The sequence below is a fragment of the Marinobacter xestospongiae genome (assembly GCF_023156385.1).
GTDB classification, from domain to species: domain Bacteria; phylum Pseudomonadota; class Gammaproteobacteria; order Pseudomonadales; family Oleiphilaceae; genus Marinobacter; species Marinobacter xestospongiae.
Window position 1 is genome coordinate 84,106 of sequence record NZ_JAKZAK010000002.1, and the last position, 24,423, is coordinate 108,528.

Annotated in this window: 28 protein-coding genes; 12 read left to right on the forward strand and 16 right to left on the reverse strand. The window is 60.8% G+C overall.

Annotation, left to right across the window (positions count from 1 at the left end; all coding sequences use genetic code 11):
- Positions 1-46 precede the first annotated feature (46 nt).
- Positions 47-217: a hypothetical protein gene (locus tag MLD24_RS02190; RefSeq protein ID WP_227175204.1), complete on the forward strand. Its 171-nt coding sequence runs from the start codon at positions 47-49 to the stop codon at positions 215-217.
- A 1-nt stretch (position 218) separates the two neighbouring features.
- Here MLD24_RS02190 and MLD24_RS02195 read toward each other — a convergent pair whose 3' ends face one another.
- Positions 219-1,067 carry a substrate-binding periplasmic protein gene (locus MLD24_RS02195; RefSeq protein WP_248163429.1) on the reverse strand — a complete coding sequence of 283 codons (849 nt, stop codon included), beginning with the start codon at positions 1,065-1,067 and terminating at the stop codon, positions 219-221.
- 205 nt (positions 1,068-1,272) lie between these two features.
- On the opposite strand from MLD24_RS02195, the gene MLD24_RS02200 reads away from it, so the two are divergent.
- A complete protein-coding gene (locus MLD24_RS02200) occupies positions 1,273-3,666 on the forward strand; it encodes a putative bifunctional diguanylate cyclase/phosphodiesterase (RefSeq protein WP_248163431.1) in 2,394 nt (797 codons plus the stop codon).
- A gap of 12 nt (positions 3,667-3,678) precedes the next feature.
- On the opposite strand, the gene MLD24_RS02205 is transcribed toward MLD24_RS02200, so the two are convergent.
- The gene (locus tag MLD24_RS02205) at positions 3,679-4,260 is read right to left on the reverse strand and encodes a DUF1415 domain-containing protein (RefSeq protein ID WP_248163434.1); all 582 of its coding nucleotides are present in this window, start codon (positions 4,258-4,260) and stop codon (positions 3,679-3,681) included.
- Between the two features lie 194 nt (positions 4,261-4,454).
- On the opposite strand from MLD24_RS02205, the gene MLD24_RS02210 reads away from it, so the two are divergent.
- Positions 4,455-4,733 (forward strand): peptidylprolyl isomerase, encoded by a 279-nt coding sequence (locus tag MLD24_RS02210; RefSeq protein ID WP_227175200.1) that lies wholly within the window; start codon positions 4,455-4,457, stop codon positions 4,731-4,733.
- Positions 4,734-4,812: 79 nt separating this feature from the next.
- Here the strand turns inward: MLD24_RS02210 and MLD24_RS02215 are convergent, their stop codons facing one another.
- Positions 4,813-5,763 carry a GGDEF domain-containing protein gene (locus MLD24_RS02215; protein WP_248163437.1) on the reverse strand — a complete coding sequence of 317 codons (951 nt, stop codon included), beginning with the start codon at positions 5,761-5,763 and terminating at the stop codon, positions 4,813-4,815.
- A 247-nt stretch (positions 5,764-6,010) separates the two neighbouring features.
- On the opposite strand from MLD24_RS02215, the gene MLD24_RS02220 reads away from it, so the two are divergent.
- Entirely contained in the window at positions 6,011-7,882 is a 1,872-nt protein-coding gene (locus tag MLD24_RS02220) for an acyl-CoA synthetase (protein WP_248163440.1), read from the forward strand.
- A gap of 108 nt (positions 7,883-7,990) precedes the next feature.
- Positions 7,991-8,419 (forward strand): DUF4399 domain-containing protein, encoded by a 429-nt coding sequence (locus MLD24_RS02225; protein WP_248163442.1) that lies wholly within the window; start codon positions 7,991-7,993, stop codon positions 8,417-8,419.
- Here the strand turns inward: MLD24_RS02225 and MLD24_RS02230 are convergent.
- Positions 8,406-9,128: a PspA/IM30 family protein gene (locus tag MLD24_RS02230; protein ID WP_248163444.1), complete on the reverse strand. Its 723-nt coding sequence runs from the start codon at positions 9,126-9,128 to the stop codon at positions 8,406-8,408. The genes MLD24_RS02225 and MLD24_RS02230 overlap by 14 nt on opposite strands.
- Positions 9,129-9,159: 31 nt before the next feature.
- Positions 9,160-9,429, reverse strand: a complete 270-nt coding sequence (locus MLD24_RS02235; protein WP_248163447.1) for a YiaA/YiaB family inner membrane protein — start codon at positions 9,427-9,429, stop codon at positions 9,160-9,162.
- Between the two features lie 196 nt (positions 9,430-9,625).
- On the opposite strand from MLD24_RS02235, the gene MLD24_RS02240 reads away from it, so the two are divergent.
- The 3 genes from MLD24_RS02240 to MLD24_RS02250 all read left to right on the forward strand — a co-directional run bounded on the left by MLD24_RS02240 (position 9,626) and on the right by MLD24_RS02250 (position 12,479).
- A complete protein-coding gene (locus tag MLD24_RS02240; RefSeq protein WP_248163450.1) occupies positions 9,626-10,396 on the forward strand; it encodes a helix-turn-helix domain-containing protein in 771 nt (256 codons plus the stop codon).
- Positions 10,397-10,526: 130 nt separating this feature from the next.
- Entirely contained in the window at positions 10,527-11,108 is a 582-nt protein-coding gene (locus MLD24_RS02245) for a TetR/AcrR family transcriptional regulator (protein ID WP_248163453.1), read from the forward strand.
- Positions 11,109-11,285: 177 nt separating this feature from the next.
- Positions 11,286-12,479: an MFS transporter gene (locus tag MLD24_RS02250; RefSeq protein WP_248163456.1), complete on the forward strand. Its 1,194-nt coding sequence runs from the start codon at positions 11,286-11,288 to the stop codon at positions 12,477-12,479.
- Here the strand turns inward: MLD24_RS02250 and MLD24_RS02255 are convergent.
- Positions 12,463-12,861, reverse strand: a complete 399-nt coding sequence (locus MLD24_RS02255; protein ID WP_227175191.1) for a globin — start codon at positions 12,859-12,861, stop codon at positions 12,463-12,465. The two genes, MLD24_RS02250 and MLD24_RS02255, sit on opposite strands and share 17 nt — an antisense overlap.
- Positions 12,862-13,101: 240 nt before the next feature.
- On the opposite strand from MLD24_RS02255, the gene MLD24_RS02260 reads away from it, so the two are divergent.
- Both MLD24_RS02260 and MLD24_RS02265 read left to right on the forward strand, forming a co-directional pair.
- Positions 13,102-14,235, forward strand: coding sequence for an alpha/beta hydrolase (locus MLD24_RS02260; protein ID WP_248163459.1), 1,134 nt, complete (start codon positions 13,102-13,104; stop codon positions 14,233-14,235).
- A 107-nt stretch (positions 14,236-14,342) separates the two neighbouring features.
- Positions 14,343-14,798 (forward strand): aminoacyl-tRNA deacylase, encoded by a 456-nt coding sequence (locus MLD24_RS02265; RefSeq protein ID WP_248163461.1) that lies wholly within the window; start codon positions 14,343-14,345, stop codon positions 14,796-14,798.
- A gap of 81 nt (positions 14,799-14,879) precedes the next feature.
- Here MLD24_RS02265 and MLD24_RS02270 read toward each other — a convergent pair whose 3' ends face one another.
- The gene (locus MLD24_RS02270; RefSeq protein ID WP_227175188.1) at positions 14,880-15,224 is read right to left on the reverse strand and encodes a DUF1428 domain-containing protein; all 345 of its coding nucleotides are present in this window, start codon (positions 15,222-15,224) and stop codon (positions 14,880-14,882) included.
- A 241-nt stretch (positions 15,225-15,465) separates the two neighbouring features.
- Here MLD24_RS02270 and MLD24_RS02275 point away from each other — a divergent pair, with 241 nt between their 5' ends.
- Positions 15,466-16,446: a lipin/Ned1/Smp2 family protein gene (locus MLD24_RS02275; RefSeq protein WP_248163463.1), complete on the forward strand. Its 981-nt coding sequence runs from the start codon at positions 15,466-15,468 to the stop codon at positions 16,444-16,446.
- Positions 16,447-16,540: 94 nt separating this feature from the next.
- On the opposite strand, the gene MLD24_RS02280 is transcribed toward MLD24_RS02275, so the two are convergent.
- The 3 genes from MLD24_RS02280 to MLD24_RS02290 all read right to left on the reverse strand — a co-directional run bounded on the left by MLD24_RS02280 (position 16,541) and on the right by MLD24_RS02290 (position 18,789).
- Positions 16,541-17,818 carry a DUF5610 domain-containing protein gene (locus MLD24_RS02280; protein WP_248163466.1) on the reverse strand — a complete coding sequence of 426 codons (1,278 nt, stop codon included), beginning with the start codon at positions 17,816-17,818 and terminating at the stop codon, positions 16,541-16,543.
- Positions 17,819-17,965: 147 nt separating this feature from the next.
- Positions 17,966-18,304 carry a hypothetical protein gene (locus MLD24_RS02285; protein ID WP_248163468.1) on the reverse strand — a complete coding sequence of 113 codons (339 nt, stop codon included), beginning with the start codon at positions 18,302-18,304 and terminating at the stop codon, positions 17,966-17,968.
- Positions 18,301-18,789, reverse strand: coding sequence for a shikimate kinase (locus tag MLD24_RS02290; RefSeq protein ID WP_227176063.1), 489 nt, complete (start codon positions 18,787-18,789; stop codon positions 18,301-18,303). The genes MLD24_RS02285 and MLD24_RS02290 overlap by 4 nt, the downstream gene beginning before the upstream one ends.
- 176 nt (positions 18,790-18,965) lie before the next feature.
- On the opposite strand from MLD24_RS02290, the gene MLD24_RS02295 reads away from it, so the two are divergent.
- Positions 18,966-19,187 carry a hypothetical protein gene (locus tag MLD24_RS02295; protein ID WP_227175184.1) on the forward strand — a complete coding sequence of 74 codons (222 nt, stop codon included), beginning with the start codon at positions 18,966-18,968 and terminating at the stop codon, positions 19,185-19,187.
- Between the two features lie 4 nt (positions 19,188-19,191).
- On the opposite strand, the gene MLD24_RS02300 is transcribed toward MLD24_RS02295, so the two are convergent.
- The 6 genes from MLD24_RS02300 to MLD24_RS02325 all read right to left on the reverse strand — a co-directional run bounded on the left by MLD24_RS02300 (position 19,192) and on the right by MLD24_RS02325 (position 24,398).
- Positions 19,192-20,349: an iron-containing alcohol dehydrogenase gene (locus MLD24_RS02300; RefSeq protein ID WP_248163471.1), complete on the reverse strand. Its 1,158-nt coding sequence runs from the start codon at positions 20,347-20,349 to the stop codon at positions 19,192-19,194.
- A 302-nt stretch (positions 20,350-20,651) separates the two neighbouring features.
- On the reverse strand, positions 20,652-21,401 hold the full coding sequence (locus MLD24_RS02305; protein ID WP_248163473.1) for a substrate-binding periplasmic protein: 750 nt from the start codon (positions 21,399-21,401) through the stop codon (positions 20,652-20,654).
- Positions 21,402-21,518: 117 nt separating this feature from the next.
- Positions 21,519-21,842 carry a hypothetical protein gene (locus MLD24_RS02310; RefSeq protein WP_248163476.1) on the reverse strand — a complete coding sequence of 108 codons (324 nt, stop codon included), beginning with the start codon at positions 21,840-21,842 and terminating at the stop codon, positions 21,519-21,521.
- On the reverse strand, positions 21,839-22,903 hold the full coding sequence (locus MLD24_RS02315) for a protein-glutamate methylesterase/protein-glutamine glutaminase (RefSeq protein WP_282450393.1): 1,065 nt from the start codon (positions 22,901-22,903) through the stop codon (positions 21,839-21,841). The genes MLD24_RS02310 and MLD24_RS02315 overlap by 4 nt, the downstream gene beginning before the upstream one ends.
- Positions 22,904-22,947: 44 nt before the next feature.
- A complete protein-coding gene (gene cheD, locus MLD24_RS02320; protein ID WP_248163478.1) occupies positions 22,948-23,547 on the reverse strand; it encodes a chemoreceptor glutamine deamidase CheD in 600 nt (199 codons plus the stop codon).
- Entirely contained in the window at positions 23,547-24,398 is an 852-nt protein-coding gene (locus MLD24_RS02325) for a CheR family methyltransferase (RefSeq protein WP_248163485.1), read from the reverse strand. The genes cheD and MLD24_RS02325 overlap by 1 nt, the downstream gene beginning before the upstream one ends.
- Positions 24,399-24,423 lie beyond the last annotated feature (25 nt).

Genomic DNA, 24,423 nt, shown 5'->3' on the forward strand with positions numbered 1-24,423 from the left:
TTCTCAGAGGCCCTGATGAAGTCTGTCTTCGGTACGGAGAACAACCATGAGAGACGAGCAGTTCAAACAACAGCACCCGGTAATGAATGAAGTCGCACAAACCTACGTCGACCTCTACACCTACCGACCGGATGAAAAGACCCGTCAACAACTGATCAAGCGGGAAGCCCAGTTGCACGACAAACTGGAGCAGATTCTGGCGGAACGGGCGCCCTGATTCAGTTTGGGGACCCGGTGTTTGTATTCCGGTTCACGTCCATGGCCACCCCGTTCGGTTGCAGGTGATACTTTCGAAGCAATTGTTGGTAGTCAGGCCCTGACTTGAGCCGGGCAATCGCCTGGCTGAAGCGTTCCGCCAATGCCTGGCCCTGAGGCAGTTTACGGCTGAAGCCCATGTGGATCGGGTTACTGTTGATCGGCGGATCGACAAACGTCAACTGCCCTGCCCGGCCATACTTCGCGGCCTCCAGACGGATCGCAAAGGGATTGCCTACGCCAGCGTCAAACCGCTTGCCAAGAACCATGCGGACCAGAGTCTGCTCATCCAGTACCTCATCCTTGTGCAGATACTCCGCCTGATCAAACTCGGCACCGTAGGAGTACCCGGTGATCACACCAATGAGGTACGGACTGAGGGACTGCAGTTCGCCTTTGAAGTCGACCTGCCGATCCGCTCTCACGAACAGGTGATTGTGCTCCACAGCATGCGGCAGGCTGGTGAAGTACACCATTTTTTGCCGTTCCGGGGTCGGGGTGAACGTGGTGACCATATCCACCTGCCCATTACGCAGGGACTGAAGCACCCGCGGCCAGGACAAGCGGCGATAGGAAATGACGATACCAAGCTGTTCCGCCACCCGGTTCAGAACCTCGATGGAGAAACCGGTCAACGCGTCGTCTTCCCGGAAATAGAATGGCGGGTAGTCAAGCTCAGCCAGCGCTGCCACCAGCACCGGCGAGTCAGACATCGGGTTGGGCGATTCGGGATTTCCCTCTGCAGTTACAGCCGAACACACACTCAGCGAGAGCATCGCCCAAAGGGCAATGCAGACACTACGTAGGGTCAAACACCATCTCCCGCGGCCAGCCGGCCGGATTCGATCAAGTTGCAACGTACTCTGATTGATATTGTTCACGGAATGGCCAGAAATTGCCATGGTTGTTTTTAAAACTCTTGCAAAACCAAACCGAAACCGGCCGCCACCGTCTATGCTTTCCTGTAGGCGTCCATTCCAGCCAACCCCGATGCAATGACCAGCCACCAACGTAACTATGACAGGCAATCCAACACGCTCTTCGCACCGCAGGAAAAAACTTGGGCTGGTTGCCGGGCTGCTGTCACTGGTGGCGATTGCAACCGGCTTCGCTATTGGTATTGTCCAGATTCAGCAGACTGTCACCTCCTATGTCGCTGGCGAAAGCGCCTGGTCCCGTGGCCAGACCACCACCATCCACTACCTCAGCCGCTATACCGAGACCGGCAACCCCACGGATCTGGCCACTGCCCGCCGCTGGCTGGATATCCCGCTTGGAGACCTCGCAGCCCGGGAAGCAATGGATCTTCCTGAACCTGATCTGGAGGCCGCTGAAGACGGCTTCCAGCGTGGATACAATCACCCGGACGATATTCCCGGTCTGATCTGGCTGTATCGCTATTTCTCCGGCTACCCGCCTTTTCGCAAGGCACTGGATGAATGGCGTGCCGCTGACCGGGGCCTGCTGGAGCTTGATGCGATAGCGGACAGGCTGGCCGCCGAATGGCAACGCCCGCAGCCGGATCAACAACGGCTGGCCTCCATGAGAGAGCGGCTGTCACTGCTGAATGAAGATCTGGGCACCAAGGCCACCCGCTTCCGCATCGCCATGACCCAGGCCAGTCACTCCCTGGCCAACCTGCTGACCCTGGCCAGTATGCTGTTTGTCGTCGGCCTGTCGCTGGCGGCGTGGCTGCTGGGAGCCCGGCTGGTACGCCTGCTGCGACGCTCGGAACACCGCTTCAGGGCGATCTTCGAGCAGAGTTCCGTCGGCATTCTCCAGGTAGCGCGCAATGGCGTTCTGCTGGACGCCAACTCGGCCAGTTGCGGGATTCTGGGCTATTCCCGCGAGCGCCTGCTGGCCTGCCGGCTGGAACAGCTGTTTCCCGGTCAGCGGGATGATCCGGACAGCCCGCCCCTGACGGCCAGCCATCACGCCGACGCCCAGGTAAGGGAGCTGCGCGCCCTCAAGGGCAACGGCGAAACCATCTGGGCCCGCCTGACCATGACCGAAGTGGTCGACCACAACGGCGATGGGCCCTACGCCATCGTGATGCTGGAGGACATTTCCGAGTCCTATCGACTGTCCAATGAGCTCAGTTACCAGGCCAGCCACGACGCCCTCACCGATCTGCTCAACCGGCGGGCGTTCGAGCACCGGCTTGCCAGCACCCTGGGCCGGGCCCGCAGCGAGCACACCCAGCATGTGCTGTGTTTTGTTGATCTGGACCGGTTCAAGGCGGTCAACGACACCTCCGGACACGGCGCTGGCGACCAGCTCCTGCGCCAGCTGGCAAAGCTGATCCGCTTGGGGGTACGGGACGGCGATGTGGTGGCCCGACTCGGCGGGGATGAGTTTGGTCTGATTCTGGAGAACTGCGATCTGCCGACCGCCCGACCACTGGCGGAAAAACTGCGGAAATCCATTGAGCAGTTCACCTTTACCTGGGAAGGCCGACAACACCGCATCGGTGCGAGTGTCGGGCTCGCTGCCATTGATCGTCACGCGCCAGACATCAGTGCGTTGATGCGAGCGGCCGACATTGCCTGTTACCGCGCCAAGCGTCAGGGCCGCAACCAGGTCTGCGAGGCCGGTGATCAATCCGCCCAGGCCCTGGGACAGCCAGCATCTCCGGACTGGCGTTTGATCCTGGAAACCGCCCTGACCGAAGGGCAGTTCCGACTTTACGGCCAAGAAATCATCGACACCACAGAAAACGCCCCCCATCGACGGCTGGAGGTTCTGCTCCGTCTGGCGCAACAGGACGGCAGCCTGTGCCTGCCCGGCCAGTTTCTGGAACCGGCATTCCAGCTTGGCCTTGGCCCGGCCCTGGATCGCTGGGTAGTCGAGCAGACCCTGTCGCTCCTTCAGGCCCGCCAGGTCCCTGAGTCACAACCGCCGACGATCTGCCACCTGAATCTCTCAGCCGCCTCGGTGATCGACCCGAACTTTATCAATGCCGTTGAAGAGCGATTGCAGCCGCACCCCTCCTTGGCCAGCCAGCTTTGCTTCGAGATCAGTGAAGACACGCTGGTCCACAACCTGACCGATACACAGGCCCTGATCAAACGACTCGCCCGTCTGGGCAGCCACCTGCTGGTGGATCATTTCGGCGCCAGCCTGAACGCGTTCAGCTACCTGAAAGGATTGCCCGTGGAAGCGGTCAAAATCGATCAGACCTTTGTGACACAGGCGGCCTCGGACCAGACGGAACTGGCCAAGGTGCGCGCCATCCACGACATCTGCCAGTCCATGGGCATACAGTCGATGGCGCTCTGCGTGGAATCTGCCGAAACGGAGCGACTGCTGAGAAACCTCGGCATCCACTATCTCCAGGGGTTCCTGTTGATGGCGCCACGCCCTCTGGAGAGTCTGCTGGGCACCAACGGCAGGGCTAGCATGGCACCTTAGGGAGCGTCTGATTCAGTCAGAATCGCCGGTCGTATCCCTCTCCGGACCGGCGGCCTGCAGACACTCAGCCACCATGGCCCTCATCGCCGGCTCGCCCAGAGACGCCACCCGGTCAATGTTGTTCCGGGGAATCGATTCGATATCCGGATAGCGGGCAATGGCCTGCTCCAGGCTCTGCTCTCGCAACAGATGCATCATCGGATAGGGTGAGCGATTGGTATAGTTCTCCGCGGCCTCATTGTCAGTACCGGCGAACTGATAATCCGGGTGGAAGCTGGCGATCTGATAGACACCCTCAAAGCCGAGATGGGCCAACAGGGCTTCGGCATCGGCCAATCCGTCAAGGTAAGCGTCAAACTCCTGCAGCACCCGTGGGTGGATCAGCAGGGTGGTTTCGACGTCGGGATGTTGTTCCAGATACTGGAGTTCATCATGCACGTCACACAACAAGGCCTCTTCAGACACCGCCTCGGAGCAGACAAAGCGGATGCGCTCCTGCACCAGTTCTTTCCTGGCAAACGGGCACAGATTCAGCGCAACAACCACACGCTCAACCCATCGCCGTGTGGCTTCTACACAGTGAGATTCTTTCAAGGGACGGGGTCCTGAGGGTAGATAAGGGCGGTCAGTTTACCTGCCGCCGATCGATAAGACACGCGCTCCGGGTGCCGCTACCTGGCCCGGGGAACCAGAAAGCGCTTGCCAGTGCTGCCGGTGCGAGGCAGCATGCCAGTAGGGGCCAGGTCGGCCCTGTTAGCCCAATGATTAGCAACGATAGGAAAACGAACATGACACAGGCGACAGCACGCCACATCCTGGTCGACAGCGAAGACAAATGCCTCGAACTGAAGACGGCGATTGAAGGCGGCCAGGACTTTGCCGAGGTGGCCAAGCAACACTCTTCCTGCCCTTCCGGCCGTAACGGCGGCGACCTGGGGTCATTTGGCCCGGGCCAGATGGTGCCGGAGTTCGACAAAGTGGTCTTCAGTGGTGAACTCAACACTGTCCTGGGCCCGGTGAAGACCCAGTTCGGCTATCACCTGCTGGAAGTGACCAGCCGCGGCTGAGCGGCAGTACACGCTGGTGTGTTTCGGTGCGGCAGCATCCGAGGCCACCGGCGGCTTCCCGGTATCCCTGTGATCCTGATCAGGCCAGGGATACCAGGCGGTTCCGCCCCTGCTGCTTGGCATTGTAGAGACACTCGTCAACCTGGCGCAGGAAGACGGTTGGTTCATCACCATGGTCCGGAATCCGTGTGCCCAGCCCTAGGCTCACAGTCAATACCTGGCTGACCGCCGATGACGGGTGCGCAATCTGCAATTTGAAAATCTGGTTGCGACAGCGCTCGGCAATCAGATGCGCAGCCCTGGCATCGGTCTCGGGCAACACCAGAACGAACTCCTCTCCGCCGTAGCGGGCGACAAAGTCCCTTGGCCGGGTGGCCGCTCCGGCAAGCGCCTGGGCTACCTGACGCAAACTCTCATCCCCCTGCACATGCCCGAAGTGGTCGTTGTACTGCTTGAAGAAATCGATATCCAGCAGAATCAGTGACAGCGGCTGACGATGACGCCGGGCCCCCGCCCACTCCTCGGCGAGGGTTTCATCAAACATCCGGCGATTGGCAACCCCCGTCAAGCCATCCTTGTAGGACAGTGCCTCCAGCTCCTTCTGCAGACGGACCAGCTCAAGTTCGGTGCGTTTCCGCTCATGGATATCGAACATGAAACCCACCAGCGCCTCCACGTTACCGTCCTCATCCCGCATGACATGGACCACATCACGAATCCAGCGGTATTCACCGGACTTGGTCAGGGCCCGGTAATCGGCCTCATGGTCGGCCCCTTCCCGGGACTGGGAGACGCAGAAATCCACAACCCAATGGCGATCGTCCGGGTGCATCCGGTTGGCCCAGTCATCAATGGTCACCCAGCTTTCCGGGGACCAGCCCAGAATCTGCTCTATCTGGGGCCCGATATAGACGAACTCCATGGAGTGCCAGTCCAGCTTCCAGGGGATGGCTTTGGTGGATTCCAAAAGCGCCTTGTAAATCGTGCTGTCCGCGTCCTGGGCAGTCTGTTGGCACCGGGTTCGGCTCATGAGGACGAATTCCGACGAGTAGGATGGAATACCGGTCAGGTTACTACAGACTTGGGGCAAGGCGAAGCAACGGCAAGTGGCCCGTAACAAGAGCTGACCCAGATCAATCGCCGATGCAACCAGACTGGCCCGTTGTTACAGAAATCCTATACAACGGGTCTTTGCCTGTCGCATTGGTATTGCGAGAATCCAGATAGCAGGCTAACCACAAGCCTGCTCCAGAGACACAACAAAGAGAACCATAATAATGACGTACTCACCCAAGGACACGGTGCAGATCACCAACCTGGACGACGTCCGGCGTTTCGAGGCCACCCCACTGGCAGAGCGCAACCTGCCAGCCAGCACCTACCAGGCCATCGAACAGGCCGCGACACACTACGGCGACCGCACAGCCCTGACCTTCCTGGCGGCCGGAACCGCCGAGGAAACGCCCATCGAGCTGTCGTTCCGCCAGCTGTTCGCGCGCATTACCCAAACCGCCAACGCGTTCCATGCACTTGGTGTCGAGAGCCAGTCGGTGGTGTCAATGATGCTGCCCAACCTGCCCCAGAGTCATTTCACCATCTGGGGGGCCGAGGCTGCCGGCATCTTCAACCCGATCAATCCGCTGCTGGACGTGGAACACGTCGCCGGCATCCTTCGTGAGGCCAACACCCGGGTACTCGTTACCCTGGCACCCACCCCCGGCTCTGATCTCTGGGACAAGGCCCTGGCAGTACGGGAACAGGTCCCGAGCCTACGTTATCTGGTGGCGGTAAACGTCACCGGCGATGCGGCGGATGCCAGCTATCTCTCCGAAACCGTGCTCGACTTTGATCAGCTGATCGCAGCCCAACCCGCTGACCGTCTGCTCAGCGGTCGCCAGATCCAGCCCACGGACATCGCTTCGTATTTCCACACCGGTGGCACCACCGGCACGCCCAAGCTGGCGCCCCACACCCATTTCAACGAGGTCAGCTGCAGCTACCTGATGGGCGCCATCGTCGAGCTGAATGACGCCAGTCGCTGTCTCTGTGGTTTGCCGCTGTTCCACGTCAATGGCGTCTTTGTGACCGGACTCGCACCCTGGATGCGCGGCGCCCAGGTGATTCTGGCCACCGCGGCGGGTTACCGGACGCCGGCCGTACTCACCAACTTCTGGCACCTGGTGGAAAAATACCAGGTGACCTTCTTCAGCTGTGTGCCAACCATTCTCAGCGCCCTGCTGGAGGTACCGACGGACGGTCACGACCTGTCCTCTCTCGATGCCGCCCTGTGCGGTGCCGCGCCGCTCGCCACCGAGTTGATGCGCCGGTTTGAGGCCAAGACGGGTATCGTGCTGCTGGAAGGCTATGGCCAGACCGAAGGCACCTGCGCCACCTCCTGCAACCCAAAGTTCGGCGACCGCCGGGTTGGCTCGGTCGGCCTGCCCATGCCTTACACCGGCATCCGCATTGTTGAAGTGGATGACGATGGCCGATGGATTCGCGACTGCGACACCAACGAGTCCGGCTGCGTCGCCATCAGTGGCCCCAATGTCTTCGCCGGCTACAAACAGCCGGACCAGAACGACGGCCAGTGGGTGGAAGAAGGCTGGTTCAATACCGGCGACCTGGGCCGACTGGACGAAGACGGCTACCTCTGGCTGACCGGGCGCAGCAAGGATCTGATCATTCGAGGCGGCCATAACATCGATCCACAGATGATAGAAGAAGCCTATTACCAACACCCTGATGTCGCGGAGGCTGTCGCCGTCGGTAAGCCCGACCGTCGCGTCGGCGAGTTGCCGGTGCTGTTCGTACAATTGAAACCAGGTGCCAGAGTGTCCGCCGAAGAGCTTCTGGCTCATGGCCGGGAAACCATCCATGAGCGAGCGGCGGTACCCAAGGAAGTCCTGTTCGTCGATCAAGTCCCGCTGACGGCCGTGGGCAAGATCTTCAAACCGGAATTAAGGCACCAACTGGTCGCAGATCTGGTTCGCCAGGAACTGGCTGAACTGCCCCACCCGATTGCCGTTGAGGTGACCGCTGACAAGAAGTTTGGCCAGTGCGTCCACATCACCGCGCCGGAGACCATCCACGAGCAGATACGCACCCTACTGGCGGACTTTGGCTTCCGGCTCGAGCTGTCGCAGTAACCCCGATCCGCTACCGGTTTTGGTGAATGCCGGTAGCGGAGCCTCCCCCGATTTTCTATGCTGAAGCGAACAGGAACGTAACCCGCGTATCGCAAAAGGAGAGGCACTATGACATTCCCGCTACGCAACCTGAGCGCCAGCGTTCTGCTGGCCCTGGCTTCGCTGCCGCTGGCAGGGCTCGCCTCGTCGGCCCCGGACGATGCCAGCGCTTACATCATCAGCCCGGCCAATGGCGAAACCGTGACCTCCCCGGTCAAGGTCCGCTTTGGTCTGGCCGGCATGGGCGTGGCACCTGCCGGCATTGAGCAGGCCCACACCGGTCATCATCACCTGTTGATCGATGTGGAGGAACTTCCGGCGCCGGATCAGCCCATTCCGGCCGATGATCACCATCGCCATTTCGGCGGTGGTCAGACCGAAGTGACCGTGGACCTGCCGCCAGGGCAACACACCCTGCAGTTGCTGCTGGGCGACCACCAGCATATTCCCCATAGCCCGCCGGTGGCCTCAGAAGTCGTCACCGTTACGGTCGAGTGACCCGACCGTCTTCGCCAGTGCTGTCGCTACCGGCGCGCAGCCGGGCAAGCACTGCGCTGGCGTCCTGCTTGCCAGTGGCGATACCCGCCCGTTGCAGGCGTTGCTCCAGGTCTTCGCCACTGGCTTCCCGGTCCAGCTCCTGCAGCGCATCGTTGACGTCACTGCGGTGAGACTGACGTGAGCGGATACGCTCTACTGACTGAGCCACATCGCCAAGATGAGCCTGCAGCCCGGATGTCTGACTGCCCAATTGTCGCAGCACCTGTTCGGCGTTGTGATTTGCCCGGGCCAGGCTCATTTCCCGCTTGTAGCGTTGCAGGGCGTGAGCGGCCAGGCGCAGCTGCTCCCGCAGACTTTTCTCCTGAGAGGCCAGACGATCAGCGTGCTGACGCTGCTCCGTCAACAGATTCTCGTCCCGGGCGATGGCTTCCGCCAACTCTTCGACCAGGGCATCTTCACCCCGCGCCATAGCCTCCCGGGCCTGAGTTTCCCGTTCCCGGATCACCCGCTCCAGCTGGCTGTTGTGGCGCTCCAGCTGTCGTCCTTCGGCCATCAGCGACGCCAGCTCCCGCTTGGCCTGCACCATTGCCTGTTCGGTCTCCCGAAGCTCCTGGGCAAGGATGCGCAGTGCGTTGGCATCCACCAGCTTCTCCGCTGGCTCACAGGCCGAGGCACGGAACAGGGTGCCTACTTTTCTCCAGATCATCATGGTCATCACTCCCCTCTTGTTCGCGCTTCCATCACTCGGTGTATTCTTTCAGCAGTTGCTGGGCCCGAGCCTCGGAGATTCGGTTATGGATGCGCTGGCTTTCGTGCTCGTCACGAAGGGTCTTCGACAGGGTTATGGTCGTACTCACCAGGAACAGCGCGCAAATGCCCATGTACCCCTTCACCAGCAGATCGATTGGCGCAAACACGATTCCCGCGCCTGTCGCCAGCAGGGCGACTGCAAACGATGCTTTCACGTAGAACAGCCATCCTGTCGAGTTGCTTTTCAGTTCGTTTTCCATCTTTGCCTCCAACACCTTGGTGGATGGATCATCAACCGCCCCACGTTCAGGCGACCTGGCAAGACGCCGACTCAGCGTCTCTGTGCGCAGCCACTATTGCCGTTGCAACCGCCCGCAGCCAGACAAACCCCAAAGGTTGCAGGACGTAAACCTAAAAGTATTAAATATCGATACATTGATTCATGGAGGAGCCGGCTTGGCACAGACAATCGCCATCGTGGACGCCCTCAAACGGGCACTGAAGGAACACGGCCTGACCTACCAGCAGGTCGCCGAAGCGCTGTCGCTATCGGAAGCCAGTGTCAAACGGCTGTTTTCGGAGCGGCAGTTTTCCCTGAAACGGCTGGACCAGATCTGCGGGCTGATGGGGCTGGAAATCAGTGACCTGGTACGACGCCTGGAGCCCGAGCCCCGCATCGACCAACTGACGCCCGAGCAGGAGAAGGAACTGGTGTCGGATAATGCGCTACTGCTCATCGCCATCTGCGCATTGAATCGCTGGACCCTGCCCCAGATACTGGAGAACTACACCCTCGACGAACCCACAATCATCCGCTGTCTCGCCAGGCTGGACCGAATGGGATTGGTGGAGCTGCTGCCGGGTAATCGTATCAAGGCCCTGATCAGCCACGATTTCCACTGGCTGAGAAATGGCCCGATCCAGGCCTTCTTTGAATCTCAGGTGCAGGCGGATTTCTTTGAGTGTCGCTTCAACCGACCCGGCGAGTTGCGCCTGTTCCTGAACGGCATGCTGTCGACACGCAACAACGACGTGATGCAGCAGAAGCTCAGGCGACTGGCGCTGGACTTCCGCCACTGTCACCAGGAGGACCTGGCCCTGCCGCTCGACCAGCGCTTCGGGATGAGCATGATGCTGGCCATTCGCCCCTGGGAAGTCGCCGTGTTCCGCCAGTTCCGCCGCCCCCACACCCAGAAGGTGTACCCTGGGCACCCACCAGCGCGATAAGCCCTGAAACCAGTGCGGTTCCGGAGCCCGGTGTCCCGCTCGGTTAGCCGAACCGGACACCGCCCGCGATTATTGACTGATCGTTCCATAATGACTAAAGTAGCCTGACACACATCCACCGGAACCCCCAATGAGTGGCAGACCCAGACAGTTTGATGCCCAGGCCGTCATCGACGCAGCGATGGAGGTGTTCTGGCAACACGGCTACGAAGGCACGTCGGCGCAGGCCCTGTGTGAAGGCACCGGGCTCGGACGGGGCAGTCTGTACAACGCCTTTGGCAGCAAGCAGCAACTGTTTGAACAGGCACTCAGGCGCTATCAGGACCTGGGCTTGCAGGCACAGCTGGAGATCCTCAACCGGGACGACAGCGTTCGCCACCGCCTTCGGGCCCTAATGGAATGGGGCATCACCGCCGACCTGGACCCCAACTGCCAGCGCAGTTGCATGGCGCTGCGTTCGGTGCTCGAACGTAACCACCAGGACCTGGTCGTAAAACGCATCAATGATGCCTATCTGGACCGGATCGAACGCCGACTGACCGAACTGATGACCGAAGGCCAACAGCTCGGCGAGCTGCGCACCGACCAGCCACCCCGGCAATTGGCCCGGGGCTACATGGCCGGCTATTACGGCCTGCGGGTGCTCGGCCAGTCGCGGCCTGAGCGGGAATTTCTGACCGACATCGTCAACGACACCCTGGCAAGACTTTAAGAGCCTCTGATTAACTCCGGATCACCTGCGGCCATGGGCTGCGGATCGTGCAGAGGCGATCCGGAGTTAATGAGAGGCTCCCTAAAACGCTCAACACCTTTTCGTCGAACACCAATTATTTTTTGCCCCCAATTTTGTAACGACCATTCCACTTTTTAGCCCACAACAGGAGCCTCCATGCCTCCCATCGTTTACCTGCTCAGTCTTACCCTGTTTGCGCTGACCACGTCCGAGTTTATGGTTGCCGGCATGATGCCGGCCCTGGCCTCGGCGCTGTCGGTTGACGTCAGTGACGTCGGCACACTGATCTCCCTCTACGCCGGCGGCATGGTTATCGGGGGGCCGCTGCTGACCCTACTCATTCTCCACCGCGGCGTGCCAAACCGGCGCGCGCTGTTGGCGCTACTCGCCTGCTACGCCATCGCCCAGGCACTGGCGGCCCAGGCAGACAGCTATGCCGTCATGGCCGTCGCACGGGTAGTGACCGGCGTGGCGGCGTCGGCCTGCTTCGGCATTGCCCTCGCCATCTGCGCCGAGGTGGTCTCTCCCGAACGGTGCGGTCGGGCCAGTTCACTGGTCTTTGCCGGATTGATGCTGGCCACCGTGCTGGGCATGCCGCTGACCACCATGATCGAGCAATGGCTGGGCTGGCGCGCCAGCTTCTGGAGCGTCACCGGCGTCACCATTGCCTGCACCCTCGCCATCGCCCGACTCGCCCCTGCGGGCCACCCGCCCGCCACGACCAGCCTTCGCCAGGAACTGGCGGAATTCCGTAAGCCGGCACTTTGGGCCGCCTATGGCACCAGTGCCTTGATCATCGGTGCGACCTTTGCCGGCTTCAGTTACTTTGCCCCGATTCTGACGGAAGTGACGGGTTTTCGTCAGGCCGACCTGCCATGGCTGTTGGCGATGTATGGCGGAGCGACCGTTGTCGGCAATCTGGTGGTGGGCAGACTGGCGGATCGCCATACCTACCCTGTCCTGATGGCTGGTATGGCCCTGCTGACACTTGCCATGGCCACATTTGCACTCAATGCCACATCAAGCTGGATGAGCCTGGCGATGGTCATTGTGATTGGCCTGACCGGTATTCCGATGAATCCGGCGATGATTGCCCGTGTCATGGCGATCGCCTTGCCGGGTCCTTTGGTGAACACAGTACACACGTCTGTGATCAATATCGGGCTGGGGATGGGGGCCTGGCTGGGGGGCGCTGCCATTTCAGCAGGCTGGGGCTGGCAATCGCCCCTGTGGGTGGGTGCGCTGCTGGGCGCAGCGGGATTGGCGAGTGTACTGCCTTTCGTTGGCAAGCCCCGGGGCCTGGAGTGCGCCCCGGAGCTGTCACCGGTAACGGTCAGTAAGCCTCGCTGATCAGGTCAATGCCTGGCTGGAGCACATCCCGCCAGGCCTGTTCCAGACTGCGATCGTACTCGGGATCGTGTTTGGCGACGGTCTTCATCAGGGAATCAAGCCAGAGCACATACCATTCGGCCGGGATGTTGTAGCCATGGCGGTTGTGAGACTCACCGAGGGCGCGAAGCTTGCGATCCGACATGCCGCGAGCAAACAGTACCAGCTGCATGATGCCGTTACGCAGCAGATGGCGCTGGGCCGGCATGTCGGTATTGGCAAATCGCTCCTTGATTGCCGGTGAGCTGGCCATGAAGTGGGTGTAGAAATCGACGAAGAACTGCTCGTCCTTGCAGCAACGTCCGTAGCTCTGGAATACCAGATCCGCCAATGGTCCGCCCATTTGTATGTCCTCACGGTAGCAATGGGCACCTGCCGCCACAACGCCGAAGGCCCCGACCAATCGCGTGACGGTCAGGTGAATGCAGCCTTATACAGTGGGGGGAGATGCCAGGGTTAACAGAAACGAGCGAGGATTGTCCAGATGTTGCAAGATTATTTCAATGCGTAATATTGGTCATTCCGGTAAGCTGCCAAAGCGTGGTAAGTGACCGTTAAAACAATGATTCAGGGGAGATTGGTGATGTTCTGGCTGATACTGGCAGCCCTGGTTCTGTTGGCACTGCTGACCCGGTTCTGGCTCAGCGGCAGCAACCACAGCCACCTGGATGCACCGCTCCCGGACTGCCCGCCGGCCACACCGGATGAAGCGCAACGCAGTGTGCTGGAGCGACTGGCCGAGTTCAATCGGATGGAGCGCAACCTGCCGTTCCGGCAAAGGGTTGAAGCCATGCGCCAGATGCTCGACCAATTGGGCGATGGCAAAACCTTCAAGGCCCACTTTCGGCCACTGGTGACCTGTGATGCCCACGGCCATAGCCTGGACGGCGAGTGGGTCATGGCCGACGGCGCAGATCCCGACCGCCGTCTGCTGTATGTCCACGGCGGAGCCTGGATGGCCGGCAGCGCTTACAGCCACCGCACCATCACCTCCCGGCTATCTGAGTTGACCGGGATGGCGGTATTCGCGGTGAACTATCGACTGTTTCCTGAACACCGTTTTCATCAGGGTCTGGCGGACTGCCAGCAGGCCTACCGCTGGCTCCTCACCAACGGCCCCCACGGCCCCGCGCCCCTGACGTCGATGGTCATCGCCGGAGACTCTGCCGGCGGTAGCCACACCCTGGCCCTGCTGGCCTGGGCGCGGGATCACCGACTCCGCCCGGCCGACGCGGCCGTTGCGCTGTGTCCGTCCACTGATCTGTCTTTCACTTCGCCCTCTCTACGCGCGAATCTGGCCTCGGACCCAATGCTGGGACCGGCTTTCGGCGCTTTGACCCGGGTACCGCGGCCGCTGTTGTACTGGGGGCTGTGGCTGCTGGCACGAGTGCGCCCGGCAGACCCCGCCGTCTCCCCTCTGCAGGACTCGCTCGCCAATCTGCCCCCAACCCTGATTCAGGTCAGCGAGACCGAGATGCTGCTGGATAATGCCCGCCGCTATGCCCGAAAGGCCGAGCGCGCCGGTTCCCCGATCGAACTGCAGACCTGGCCTCATATGGTGCACGTGTGGCATTTCTTTACCCCGGAACTGCCGCAGGCCGAAGAGGCGTTCCGAAACATCGCCAGCTTTCTGGCCAGCACCGTTCCTGCCAGCCCAGGTACCAAGAACAGCGCATCCCTTGCGGATACGAGCAGGCCAAGCGGCGCTATACTGTAATCTGGACCACCGGTAAGGCCGGCCTACCCAGCGTCCTACGAGCGAAGTAACACGGCCACCGGCACCGACAGGGAGAGTCAAACCCACCCCGAAAGGAGGGACGAGCCATGATCAGCGAACGGCTGCAACGCTTCCTCGACGACCATCCGGTGAAATTCCGCACCGAACTGCACCCGTCCACCGCCGATGCCATGCGCACCGCCGAGGTGACCCATGTGCCGGGACGGGAGTTCGCCAAATCCGTGATCTTCAAGACCCACGGCAAAGTCGGCATGGCGGTATTGCCCGCAACGGACCATGTGCACCTGCTGGAACTCGGCCGGGCCCTGGGCTCCGATGACATCAGCCTTGCCTCCGAAGACGAACTGCGGAATGCCTTTCCGGACTGTGACGTAGGTACCATGCCACCCTTTGGCAACCTGTATGGTATGGAAACCTTCGTCAGCGAGCATCTACGGGAAGATGACACCATCACCTTCAATGCCGGCAGTCACGACGAAGTCATGCAGATGACCTATCAGGATTATGAGCGCCTGGTACGGCCTCACGTCGTGCATTTCTAGCGGTGCGTTTCAAGCAATGCGCTTCTGCTAGTGCGTTAAAAAGTACGGGCCACACCGACACACGGTGTGGCCTTTCTCAACCTACAGATCCAGCAACATATCGAAGCCGCCATAGATCAGGCGCTTGCCGTCGAAAGGCATCTCCCCCTGTAGGCGGGGATCGGTCATTACCTTATCCATACCGCGGTTACGGGCCTCCTTCGAAGGCCAGGTAATCCACGAGAAGCACACCGTTTCATGAGGCTCGCATTTCACCGCCATGGGGAATGAGGTCAACTTACCCTCGGGCACATCGTCTCCCCAGCATTCCACCAGTCTGGTGGCGCCGTGCTCCTTGAACACCGTCGCAGCCAGCCGGGCGTGCTCCAGGTATTCCTCCTTGCGTGCCGTTGGAACAGCGGCAACGAATCCATCAACGTAGCTCATATCAATCTCCTTGATGATCAGACGCTCTCAGGCTGAACCCACCTGCTTATGCAGAATCAGCTCCAGCCCTCACACCCTTGTCGAATGGTGAGCACAGAAATCGACACCTGGTCAATGCCAACGACAAACTGAGAACCACCGCCTACGACACCCTGTCACGTTTTTGCTACCTTTTCGAGGTAGTTTGGCTTTTATCCTAAGCCAGATGGCTCCAGTCACAACAACAATCAGGAGTTTCCCCATGAAACAGCACCTCATCGCCTTCACCACCTGCGGGCTGCTGGTCGCCGGAGCACCAGCACTGGCCGACAGCTGCCCGGACTATACCGCGCCCCTCTCTGCCCCGGCACTGGAACTGCCGGACCGCGAAGGCTTTCGCCACTTTGGCAATACCCTGCTGTCGGGCATCTACCGCCCACAGCACATGATCCACGACGCCATTGTGGCCGCCGGCAACGACGCCACGCTGATTGGCAAGTTTGATTATGACCCGGTCCTGCACAGAGACCTGGAAGACGAAAACATCCGTGTCTACCTGTATGGCGGTGATATGACGGATTGGCAGTACCTCGGCCGCTATCGCACCGACTCTGATGGCAAAATCTACGTGCCGGTCAATAAGGCGGTGGGAGAGTACCGGGTGAGAATGGTGGTGGAAGGCGACCTGACCACCGTCGATGGCTACCTGAGCGTCGTCGACCCCGGGCGCCAGGCCGTGTTGTTTGACATCGACGGCACACTGACCCTCAACGACTTTGAGGCCTACGCTGACTATGTCGGCATCAAGACCGCGCAGACCCATGCCTATGCCCCGGAGACCGTCGAAGCCTACCGCGACAAAGGCTACCAGATCCTGTACCTGACGGCGCGTCCCTACTGGGTCACCAGTGACGCCCGCCCCTGGTTCGACCACTATGACCTGTTACCCTGGCACTATCACTCCAACCCTTACGGTGACGGGCCGATACCGCCCAACACCCTGTCGTTCAAGACGGACTACGTCCGCTATCTGAAAGACACAGTTGGCCTGGACATCATTCGCGCTTACGGCAACGCCGATACCGACATTTCTGCCTATGCCGCTGCCGGTATCGCCAAAACAGACACCTGGATCATCGGCAGACACGCTGGCGAGGACGGCACCCAGGCCATTGGCGACGACTACAGCTATCACTTCAGCACGGTGGTTGCGAACACCCCCGAGGCTGCCTGCCGTCGGTAGCCCCTGACCGCGCCCACCACCACAAAAAAAGCGAGCGGGATGGCCCGCTCGCTTTCTGTACTAACGGCTGGTTATGCCCACAGCCAGGTCAGACTCAGGAAGCCTCTGAGGACCTGTCGCCAGTCTCCCCTGCATCTGCATCGCCACTGTCGGCATCACTGCCAGGCTCAGTACCGGCGGCATCGGTGCCGGTCGATTGCAGACGCTGCAGGATCTGGTTGAAGAAGTCGCCCATGTAGTCCTGGCTCGCGGGCTCTTCATCGCCCCGGGACAGCTGGCGCAGGTCGTCCATCATCCGGGTCATCAGGCTACCCAGGGTGTCGGTGTCCAAGCCGTTGTTCAGGGCATCCTGACCCAGCTGCCGGATCGACTGGGCCAGATCCCCCAGCGGTCTGAGCTGCGTTGAAGGTGAGTTCTGCTGAGCCACAGACTCGTAGGTGGATGCCCGCACCGTGCGGGTGGAGGACAGATTAAGGCTGAAACTGGCCAGCTCTTCGCCACCGATTCCCAGAGACTGGGCAGCCTCAAACGCGCCCTGTACATCGCCATCAAAGAAGCGGCTGGAGACAGACTGAACATCCTCGAACAGCTCCGTCAACGCCTGGCGCTCACCTTCATCCAGCTCACCTTCCACCGAAAACTCATAGCGGCCGGAGAACAGGCTGACCGCCGTTGATGAGGAGGCACTGCCATTCTCTCCCTGAACGGATGAGGTTCGGGCACCGGCGTAGGCCCGTTCGTTCATTGAGACCGTAACGATGTCGCCGTCCTGAGTCCGCACCTCAAACTGCAGGGCATTTCGGGATGAAGCCTCCACCTGTGTCATGGAGGACCGTTCCACCGCACCGGGGGCGGAGGGCTCCTGATTACCCAGGAAACGGGCCTCAAGGTCGTCCAGGCCCTCCTGAATACGGCCGAAGCTGTCGTCGATATCGGCAGCCAGGGTGTCGTTCATCATTCCCAACGCCTTGATCTGCTCGCGGGCTTCACCGAATCCCTTCTCGATTCCGGCGCGGGCCTGCTCCAGCAGATTCGCCAGACGTTCCTGGTCGGCGCCACTGTCCGCCTCCTGCTGCAGCCGGGCCTGAACGAAGCCAAGCATGCGAGAAGCAACATCGGCAGCGCTGGGCGGTTCAAACGCAGGCACGTCGGTTCTTGCGGCCCCCTTTTCGGGGTTGCCAAGCACCTGCTGCATTTGCTGGTCAAGCCGGGTTTTCAGTACGTTAATGGCGTCCTGGGGAGTGCGTACCTGGGATGACGAGGTGTCCGTCATTACCCGTGGCGCCGGTGTACTGGCCTGCCGGCGGGCGGACGTATCAACATTGAAACGGTTGGGGGTATCCGTCCCCGGGCCGGTGATGGGAAAAGCCATGCGATAAACCTCCTGCCTGGGCCGGAATCCGGTTCCGGCGACCTTGTGGGCAGGTTATCGGCGGTTTGGCAAAAGTCTTTAGGAACGAATTGCGCTAATAGGCACCGGTGTTCCAGCGGGTCGGCTTAAGGAGCTCCGGATCAGGATCTATTCTAGATCAATACGCCGGATCGCCTGACGCAGGAAGGCCGCCCTGGACTGGAATCTAGCCTTATCCTCGGGGTTACGGGTGGCCGCAAGCTGGCTTTCCACGCCCTGAAGCTCCAGGGCAAGCCAGCCCCGAATCATCACGTAATGTCGGGAATCCAGGCCGTAACGAACCACCGTTTGCAGGGCCGCAGGATCAGCCGGGTGGGCGATCGCCTCATCCACCGCCTGGACCATGGCCCCAATACGGCGCTGTTCCTGCCAGCTTTGGCACCCGCTCAGCAAACCCACCATCAACACCACCAGGGCAATCGTCCGCTTTACCGCTCGCATTCTCATGATGTTCGCCACTTCTCCGGCAACCCCGCCACGATGGCCTCACAGACCTCATGCTGGCTGCGACCATCGCTGACAATGGTCAGATCGGCGTAACGCCGGTACAGGTGATTGCGCTCATCCAGCAACGCCTCGAGCGATTGCCCGGGCGGTTTCGAGATCCCTCGCAGACTGAAGTCGCCCAGGCGCTGACGCAAGGTCGGCAGGGCGACCTCCAGAAACACCACCACCCCCATGGCACCCAGGTGGGCCATGGCTCGCTCGCTGTACACCGCACTGCCACCGGTCGAGATCACCCGCTGACTGCCACAGACCTGGCACAATACCCGTTCCTCAATCCGCCGCAGCGCCTGGTAGCCCTCCGTGTCGACAATGGCCTGAAGCGTACGCCCTTCGGCCTGCTGGATCAGCAGGTCCGTGTCGACAAACCCCAGAGCCAGGGACTTGGCCAACAGCACACCCACGGTGCTTTTGCCGCTTCCGGGCATGCCTACCAGTATCAGATTGTCTCTTTGTTGCACCGCCACTCCATTCCCATTCACTATACTGGAGCCTCGACTCGAGGCAGTTCGAGTCTACCATAGCCCCAAAAGCCCGCGTCCACGGTGATTGGAACGAGTTCCGGCGGAAAGCAGGTATAGGCAACCATGAAAGGGAGAAGCCAATGCGTCAAAGACTCAAATCCAGCCTGCTGTTGTGCACACTGGCACTGAGCACAGCAGGCTGTTCATCAAAACTGGCCTACGAGGAGATCCAGCGAAACCAGACACAGGCCTGCCCAACCCTGCCGAAGGACGCTTACGAACAGTGTATGCAGTCCCACAACCGGTCCTACGAGGAATACCGGCGTGAACGGGAAGAGCTGCTGGACGAATCGGCCGAGTGACGCGCTACCACAACGCCCGGTACAGGCTGACGATCTCTTCTGCTGTGGGCACCCGCGGGTTGTTACCGGGCGAGCCGGATTGCAGGGCCTGTTCCGCCATGGTCGCCATGATGTCAAAGAACGCGTCGCGTTCGATGCCAAACGCCGCCGGGGTAGGCACTTCCAGATCCTTGTTCAGTGACTTCAGTTCCGCCAACAGCTTGTCATTGGCAGCGGCTGTTCCATCCTCCACCTCTGCGACACCGATGGCCCGGGCGCAGTCAGCGTAACGGGTCTCCGCCGCCGGGATCGAGAATTCCGTGACGGTGGGTAACAGCATCGCATTGGACAAACCATGGGGCACATGGAACGCCGCACCGATGGGGCGGCTCATACCGTGAACCAGGGCCACCGAGGCGTTGGAGAAAGCAATACCCGCCAGTGTTGATCCCAGCATCATGGCTTCACGGGCCTCCCGATCACTGCCATCACGATACACCCGCCGCAGGTTAGGGCCGATCAGGCGCATTGCCGCCAGCGCCTGCTGATCGCTGTAGGGGCTGGCCTTACGACTGACGTAGGCCTCGATCGCGTGGGTCAGGGCATCAATACCGGTATCAGCGGTAGTTCGGGCCGGCAGACTGAGGGTCAGGGTAAAATCCACCAGTGCAGCCACCGGCATGAACCCCAGGCCTACGCAGAGCATTTTCTCGTCGGTATCGTCATCGGTAATGATGGTAAACCGGGTCGCTTCAGAGCCGGTACCAGCGGTGGTGGGAATAGCGATCAAAGGCAACCCGGCCTCATTCACCTGACGTGGGAAGCGGTAGTCCCGCATCTCGCCACCATGGCAGCCGAGAATGCCAATGGCTTTGGCGCTATCGATCGGGCTGCCTCCGCCAAGGGCGACCAGACAATCGAACTCGCCCTGCCGCACCCGCTCAACGCCGGCCTGAATGGAACTGACGGTCGGCTCCGGCACCGTATCGGCAAATACTTCGACAGGGAACTGCTGTTGCTCGAGCAACTGACGAATCTGGTCCACATACCCCAGCTTGACCATCATCGGGTCGGTGATGATCAACGGCCTGTTGCAACCCAGGCTGGCCAGAACCTCGGGCAACTGGGCAGCGGCTTCCGCTCCAACCTGCATCAGGCGGGGCAGGATAACTTGCGTAGACATGGTGGTGACTCCCGGTGATTGTTGTTGTCGGGTTACCCACCGGCGGGCATCAATGACTGACCCCCGCCGCTGGTGTCCCGTGCGGTTAATTCGCTGACCTACTGCGCCGTTCTGGGGCTCTTGGCCAAGGCGCCAGTGCGCAGGTGTGGTGGTTCCACATCAAGCGCTGGCAACACCGACCCAGAGCCCCAGAATGGCACCCTTTGGGAGCCACTGAAAATGTTGATAGCCGCGTTGCGCTAACTCGATATGGAGCCACCATATCTTCATTACCGCGCCTTGCTCTCAACATTTTCAGTGGTTCAGTAGGCCAGCGAATTAACCACACGGGACACTAGTTCCTGCTGCACACGCAGTTGGATCTGCTCAATCACCCCGGCCTGCCTCATTTCCCGCAGGACCCGGGTCAGTCGTGGAACCAGGTGGGCATGCTTACGATGCAGGAAGTGGTAAGCCGGCACAACTTCCAACGGCGGCTCCAGGGCAAAAACCCCACTAACGTCTAACTCGGACAGCGTCTTCAGGCCATCCAGGCGTGTCAGCAGGGCCAGCTGAAAGCGGTTCTTGTCGATGGTCTGCAAAACCTGCTCATAGGTGGGCAGCAGGCTGAAGTCGACATTCAGGGACGACAGCCGCTCTTCAAAGTGTTTATAGCCCCGGAGAGTCACCACCTGGTATGGCAGCAGGCTCCGGTAGCCATCCACCGGGAAACTGATGTCCTTGCTGAAGACCACATTCTCAATCAGAAACAGCGGCTCCGGCACCATCACCAGGTTGGGGTACTGCTCCCTAACCACTGCCAGCCGGGCGACCTCGCCATCCACCTGTCCACGGCTCGCCATCTGCAACGCCCGTTCAGCGGGCAGCTGAAGAATCTCCAGTTCGATTCCCAGTCGACGGTATGCTTCGCGGATGATGGGCTCCTGCACCAGCGTGAGCCCCGAGCCGGAGAAGGTGGACAACACCATCGTCTCCGCACGAGCCAACCCCGCCCAGGCCATGGAGAACAACGAAATCCAGACCACCGCGAAAAACATCCCAGGTCTTTCCATAGCACCAACACTCCCTGTGATGGGGGAAAGCCACCGTATCCTGCAACCCTCTACGGCGCCGCTGAAGGGCACTGAGACGTTTCGCGCCAGGACAACCGCCAGTGTGCAACTATCAATCTAGTCAACACGCTCTCGCGAAGCCAGTGCCGGTCCCATCGATGTACCATTGACCACCAACATCAGGCCCTGGCGTATCAATGCCTGACGCAGCGCACCGGGGGGAAGCTGACGCCACAACAGCCACAGGAACAACGCCGCGGTTACTGCCTCGGGCGGCTCCGGGCGGGACCGCCAGGTGCACTGCAGGGCACGACCACGAAGCTCCGGAGATGCCGATGGCGGGAACAGCGTCTGCAGATCTTTCAGCCCCGGCGGCAACGGCGGGTCAAACATGGACCCGATGTAGTCGCCGAGGGCCTGATCAGCGTCGCTGGAGGTCACACCCGGTTCCCCCGACTGACTCGCTGCAGGTGTTCTACCAGCGTCGCAGCCATCGCCCCCAGCGGCACTTCCTCATCTACCGCACCGAGCCTGACGGCCTCTTTTGGCATGCCATACACCACGCAGCTGGCCTCATCCTGGGCGAGGGTTCTGGCCCCTCGCTGGTGCATCGCCAGCAGTCCAGCGGCGCCATCCTTCCCCATCCCGGTCAGCAGAACGCCAGTTGCACGGGCCCCGCAGCACTGGGCGACGGAGTCAAACATCACATCCACCGCCGGTCGGTGGCGATGAACCGGTTCGGCGTCCGACAACTGGCAGACCAGATCGGCACCAGACCGCTGTACCAGGAGATGTCGATCACCAGGCGCCAGATAGGCATGGCCCGGCAGAATCCGTTCCCCCCCTCGGACCTCCGCCACCTTCAACCGGCAGCTGCGATCAAGTCGTTCCGCGAAGGAGCGGGTAAACCCCGGTGGCATATGCTGGGTCATGACCACCCCGGGCATACCAATGGGTAACTGTTCCAGCAGGGTCTTGATGGCCTCGGTGCCACCGGTGGAGGCGCCTATCGCCACCACCTGCTCCGTTCCCTGCACGGACAGCTCTGTCGGCACGGGCCGGCTGGCCCCGGACCTCTGACCTGCCCGACGGCGGATGGCATCGCGGGCAGCGGCCGCGGCTCGCAGTTTGGTCAGCAGCTCCTCGCGATAGCTCTCAAGGTTGCGGCGGATGTCAAGCTTGGGCTTGGCGACAAAGTCCACTGCCCCCAGCTCAAGGGCCTTGAGCGTTGCCTCGGCGCCATCTTCGGTAAGTGTGGACACCATCACCACAGGCGTGGGACGGGCTTTCATCAATCTCGCCAGGAACGACAGTCCATCCATTCGGGGCATTTCAATATCCAGCGTGATGACGTCCGGGGCATGAGCATTGACCAGATCACGGGCCGCATAGGCATCATTCGCGGCCCCAACCAGGTGAAAGCCGGGAGCGGTACGAATCATCTCCCCCAACACCTGCCGTATCAGCGCCGAATCGTCCACCACCAGGACGGATATGGTCATGATCTTGTCCTCCCCTGATCCCGCCGCTCAAGAAGCCGATATGGCTACTGCACAAACAGATCCCAGGCTCCTTCAACGGCTGCCCGTTTTGCCCGCTCACGGTACTGCCGCTCGCGTTGCTGGATCGTGTCGTTTTTGTAGTTGCGAATTTTCTTGACCCATACCTGACCAGTATCGGTGAACAGGAACACCTTCCTGGCGCAATCCCCCAGCAGATCCTCCGCCACCAGCGGAATCCCCTCCCGGGCGAGGAAGTCACGCACAAAGACAGCATTACGTTGGCCCACCGGGTTGTGGGTCATGCCCTCAATTACCTGACCACCGCCAAATACCTTGGCCTGGATACGGCGCCGATCCGCACCCAGCGCCACCAACTGGTTGTACAACAGCTCCATGGCATGAACACCGTAACGAGCCGAACGCGCCTGATCTCCGTCGCCATTGTCAGGCAGCAGGAAATGATTCATCCCCGCCACACCGGATTCCGGGTCCAGCAGACAGGCGGCCACACAGGACCCGAGCACGGTCACAATAACCTCGGTATCACGGGTAGCGTAGTACTCCCCCGGCAGTAGTTTGGTTGCCATGCGACCGAAATGGCGGTCCAGGTAATGGTCTCTCGCCCACTGCCCCACCGTTGGCATCAAGCGCGCACCTCGCGCCCCGCCATCGGCACCGCCCGGTAGGTGGTTTTATCCACCAGCCGCACCCGATCGGACATATGGGCAAAGCTCTCCGAATGCCCGGCAATGTATAGCCCCTCCGGCGACAGCAGTCCCAGCATCCGATCCAGTAACCGGGCCTGAGTGGGCTTATCAAAGTAGATCATTACATTGCGGCAGAAGATCAGGTCGAAACCGGGCTTTAATGACCATTGCGGTGCCAGCAGGTTAAGGCTGCGGAACTCCACCAGCTCACGCAGTTGCCGGCGAACCTTGACCCGACCGGTCTGACCACCGGCACCCTTCAGGAAAAACCGTTTCAGGCGCTCCCGGCTGATATCCCGTACCCGCTCCAGGTCATAGATGCCGGCAGCGGCAACCGCCAGTACCCGGCTATCGATATCGGTAGCCAGAATCTTGACCGGTGGAGCCTCCCCCAAAGCTTCCAACGCCGCAATGGCCATTGAATAGGGCTCCTCCCCGGTACTGGACGCCGCACACCAGAGCCGGAAGCGATGGCCGGGGGCGGCGTGGGCCTGCAGGTAACGCTTCAAGAGATCGAAATGATGGGACTCCCGAAAGAATGCCGTCAGGTTAGTGGTCAGGGCATTGACGAACTCCTGCTGCTCCTCACCGTGGTGCCGAAGGTACATCAGATAGTCCGCAAAGCTCGCCAGCCCCAGGGCCCGCAGCCGTCGGGAGATTCGGCTGTACACCAACTGCTGTTTGCTGTCGGACATGCTGATACCGGCGACCTGATACAGCCGTTGGCGAATAGCGTCGAAGTCCTCCCGGCGGTAAGGGAACTCCCGATCGGGTTCGTTGACTGTCATGGCAATGACCGCTGCTCAGCGCCGC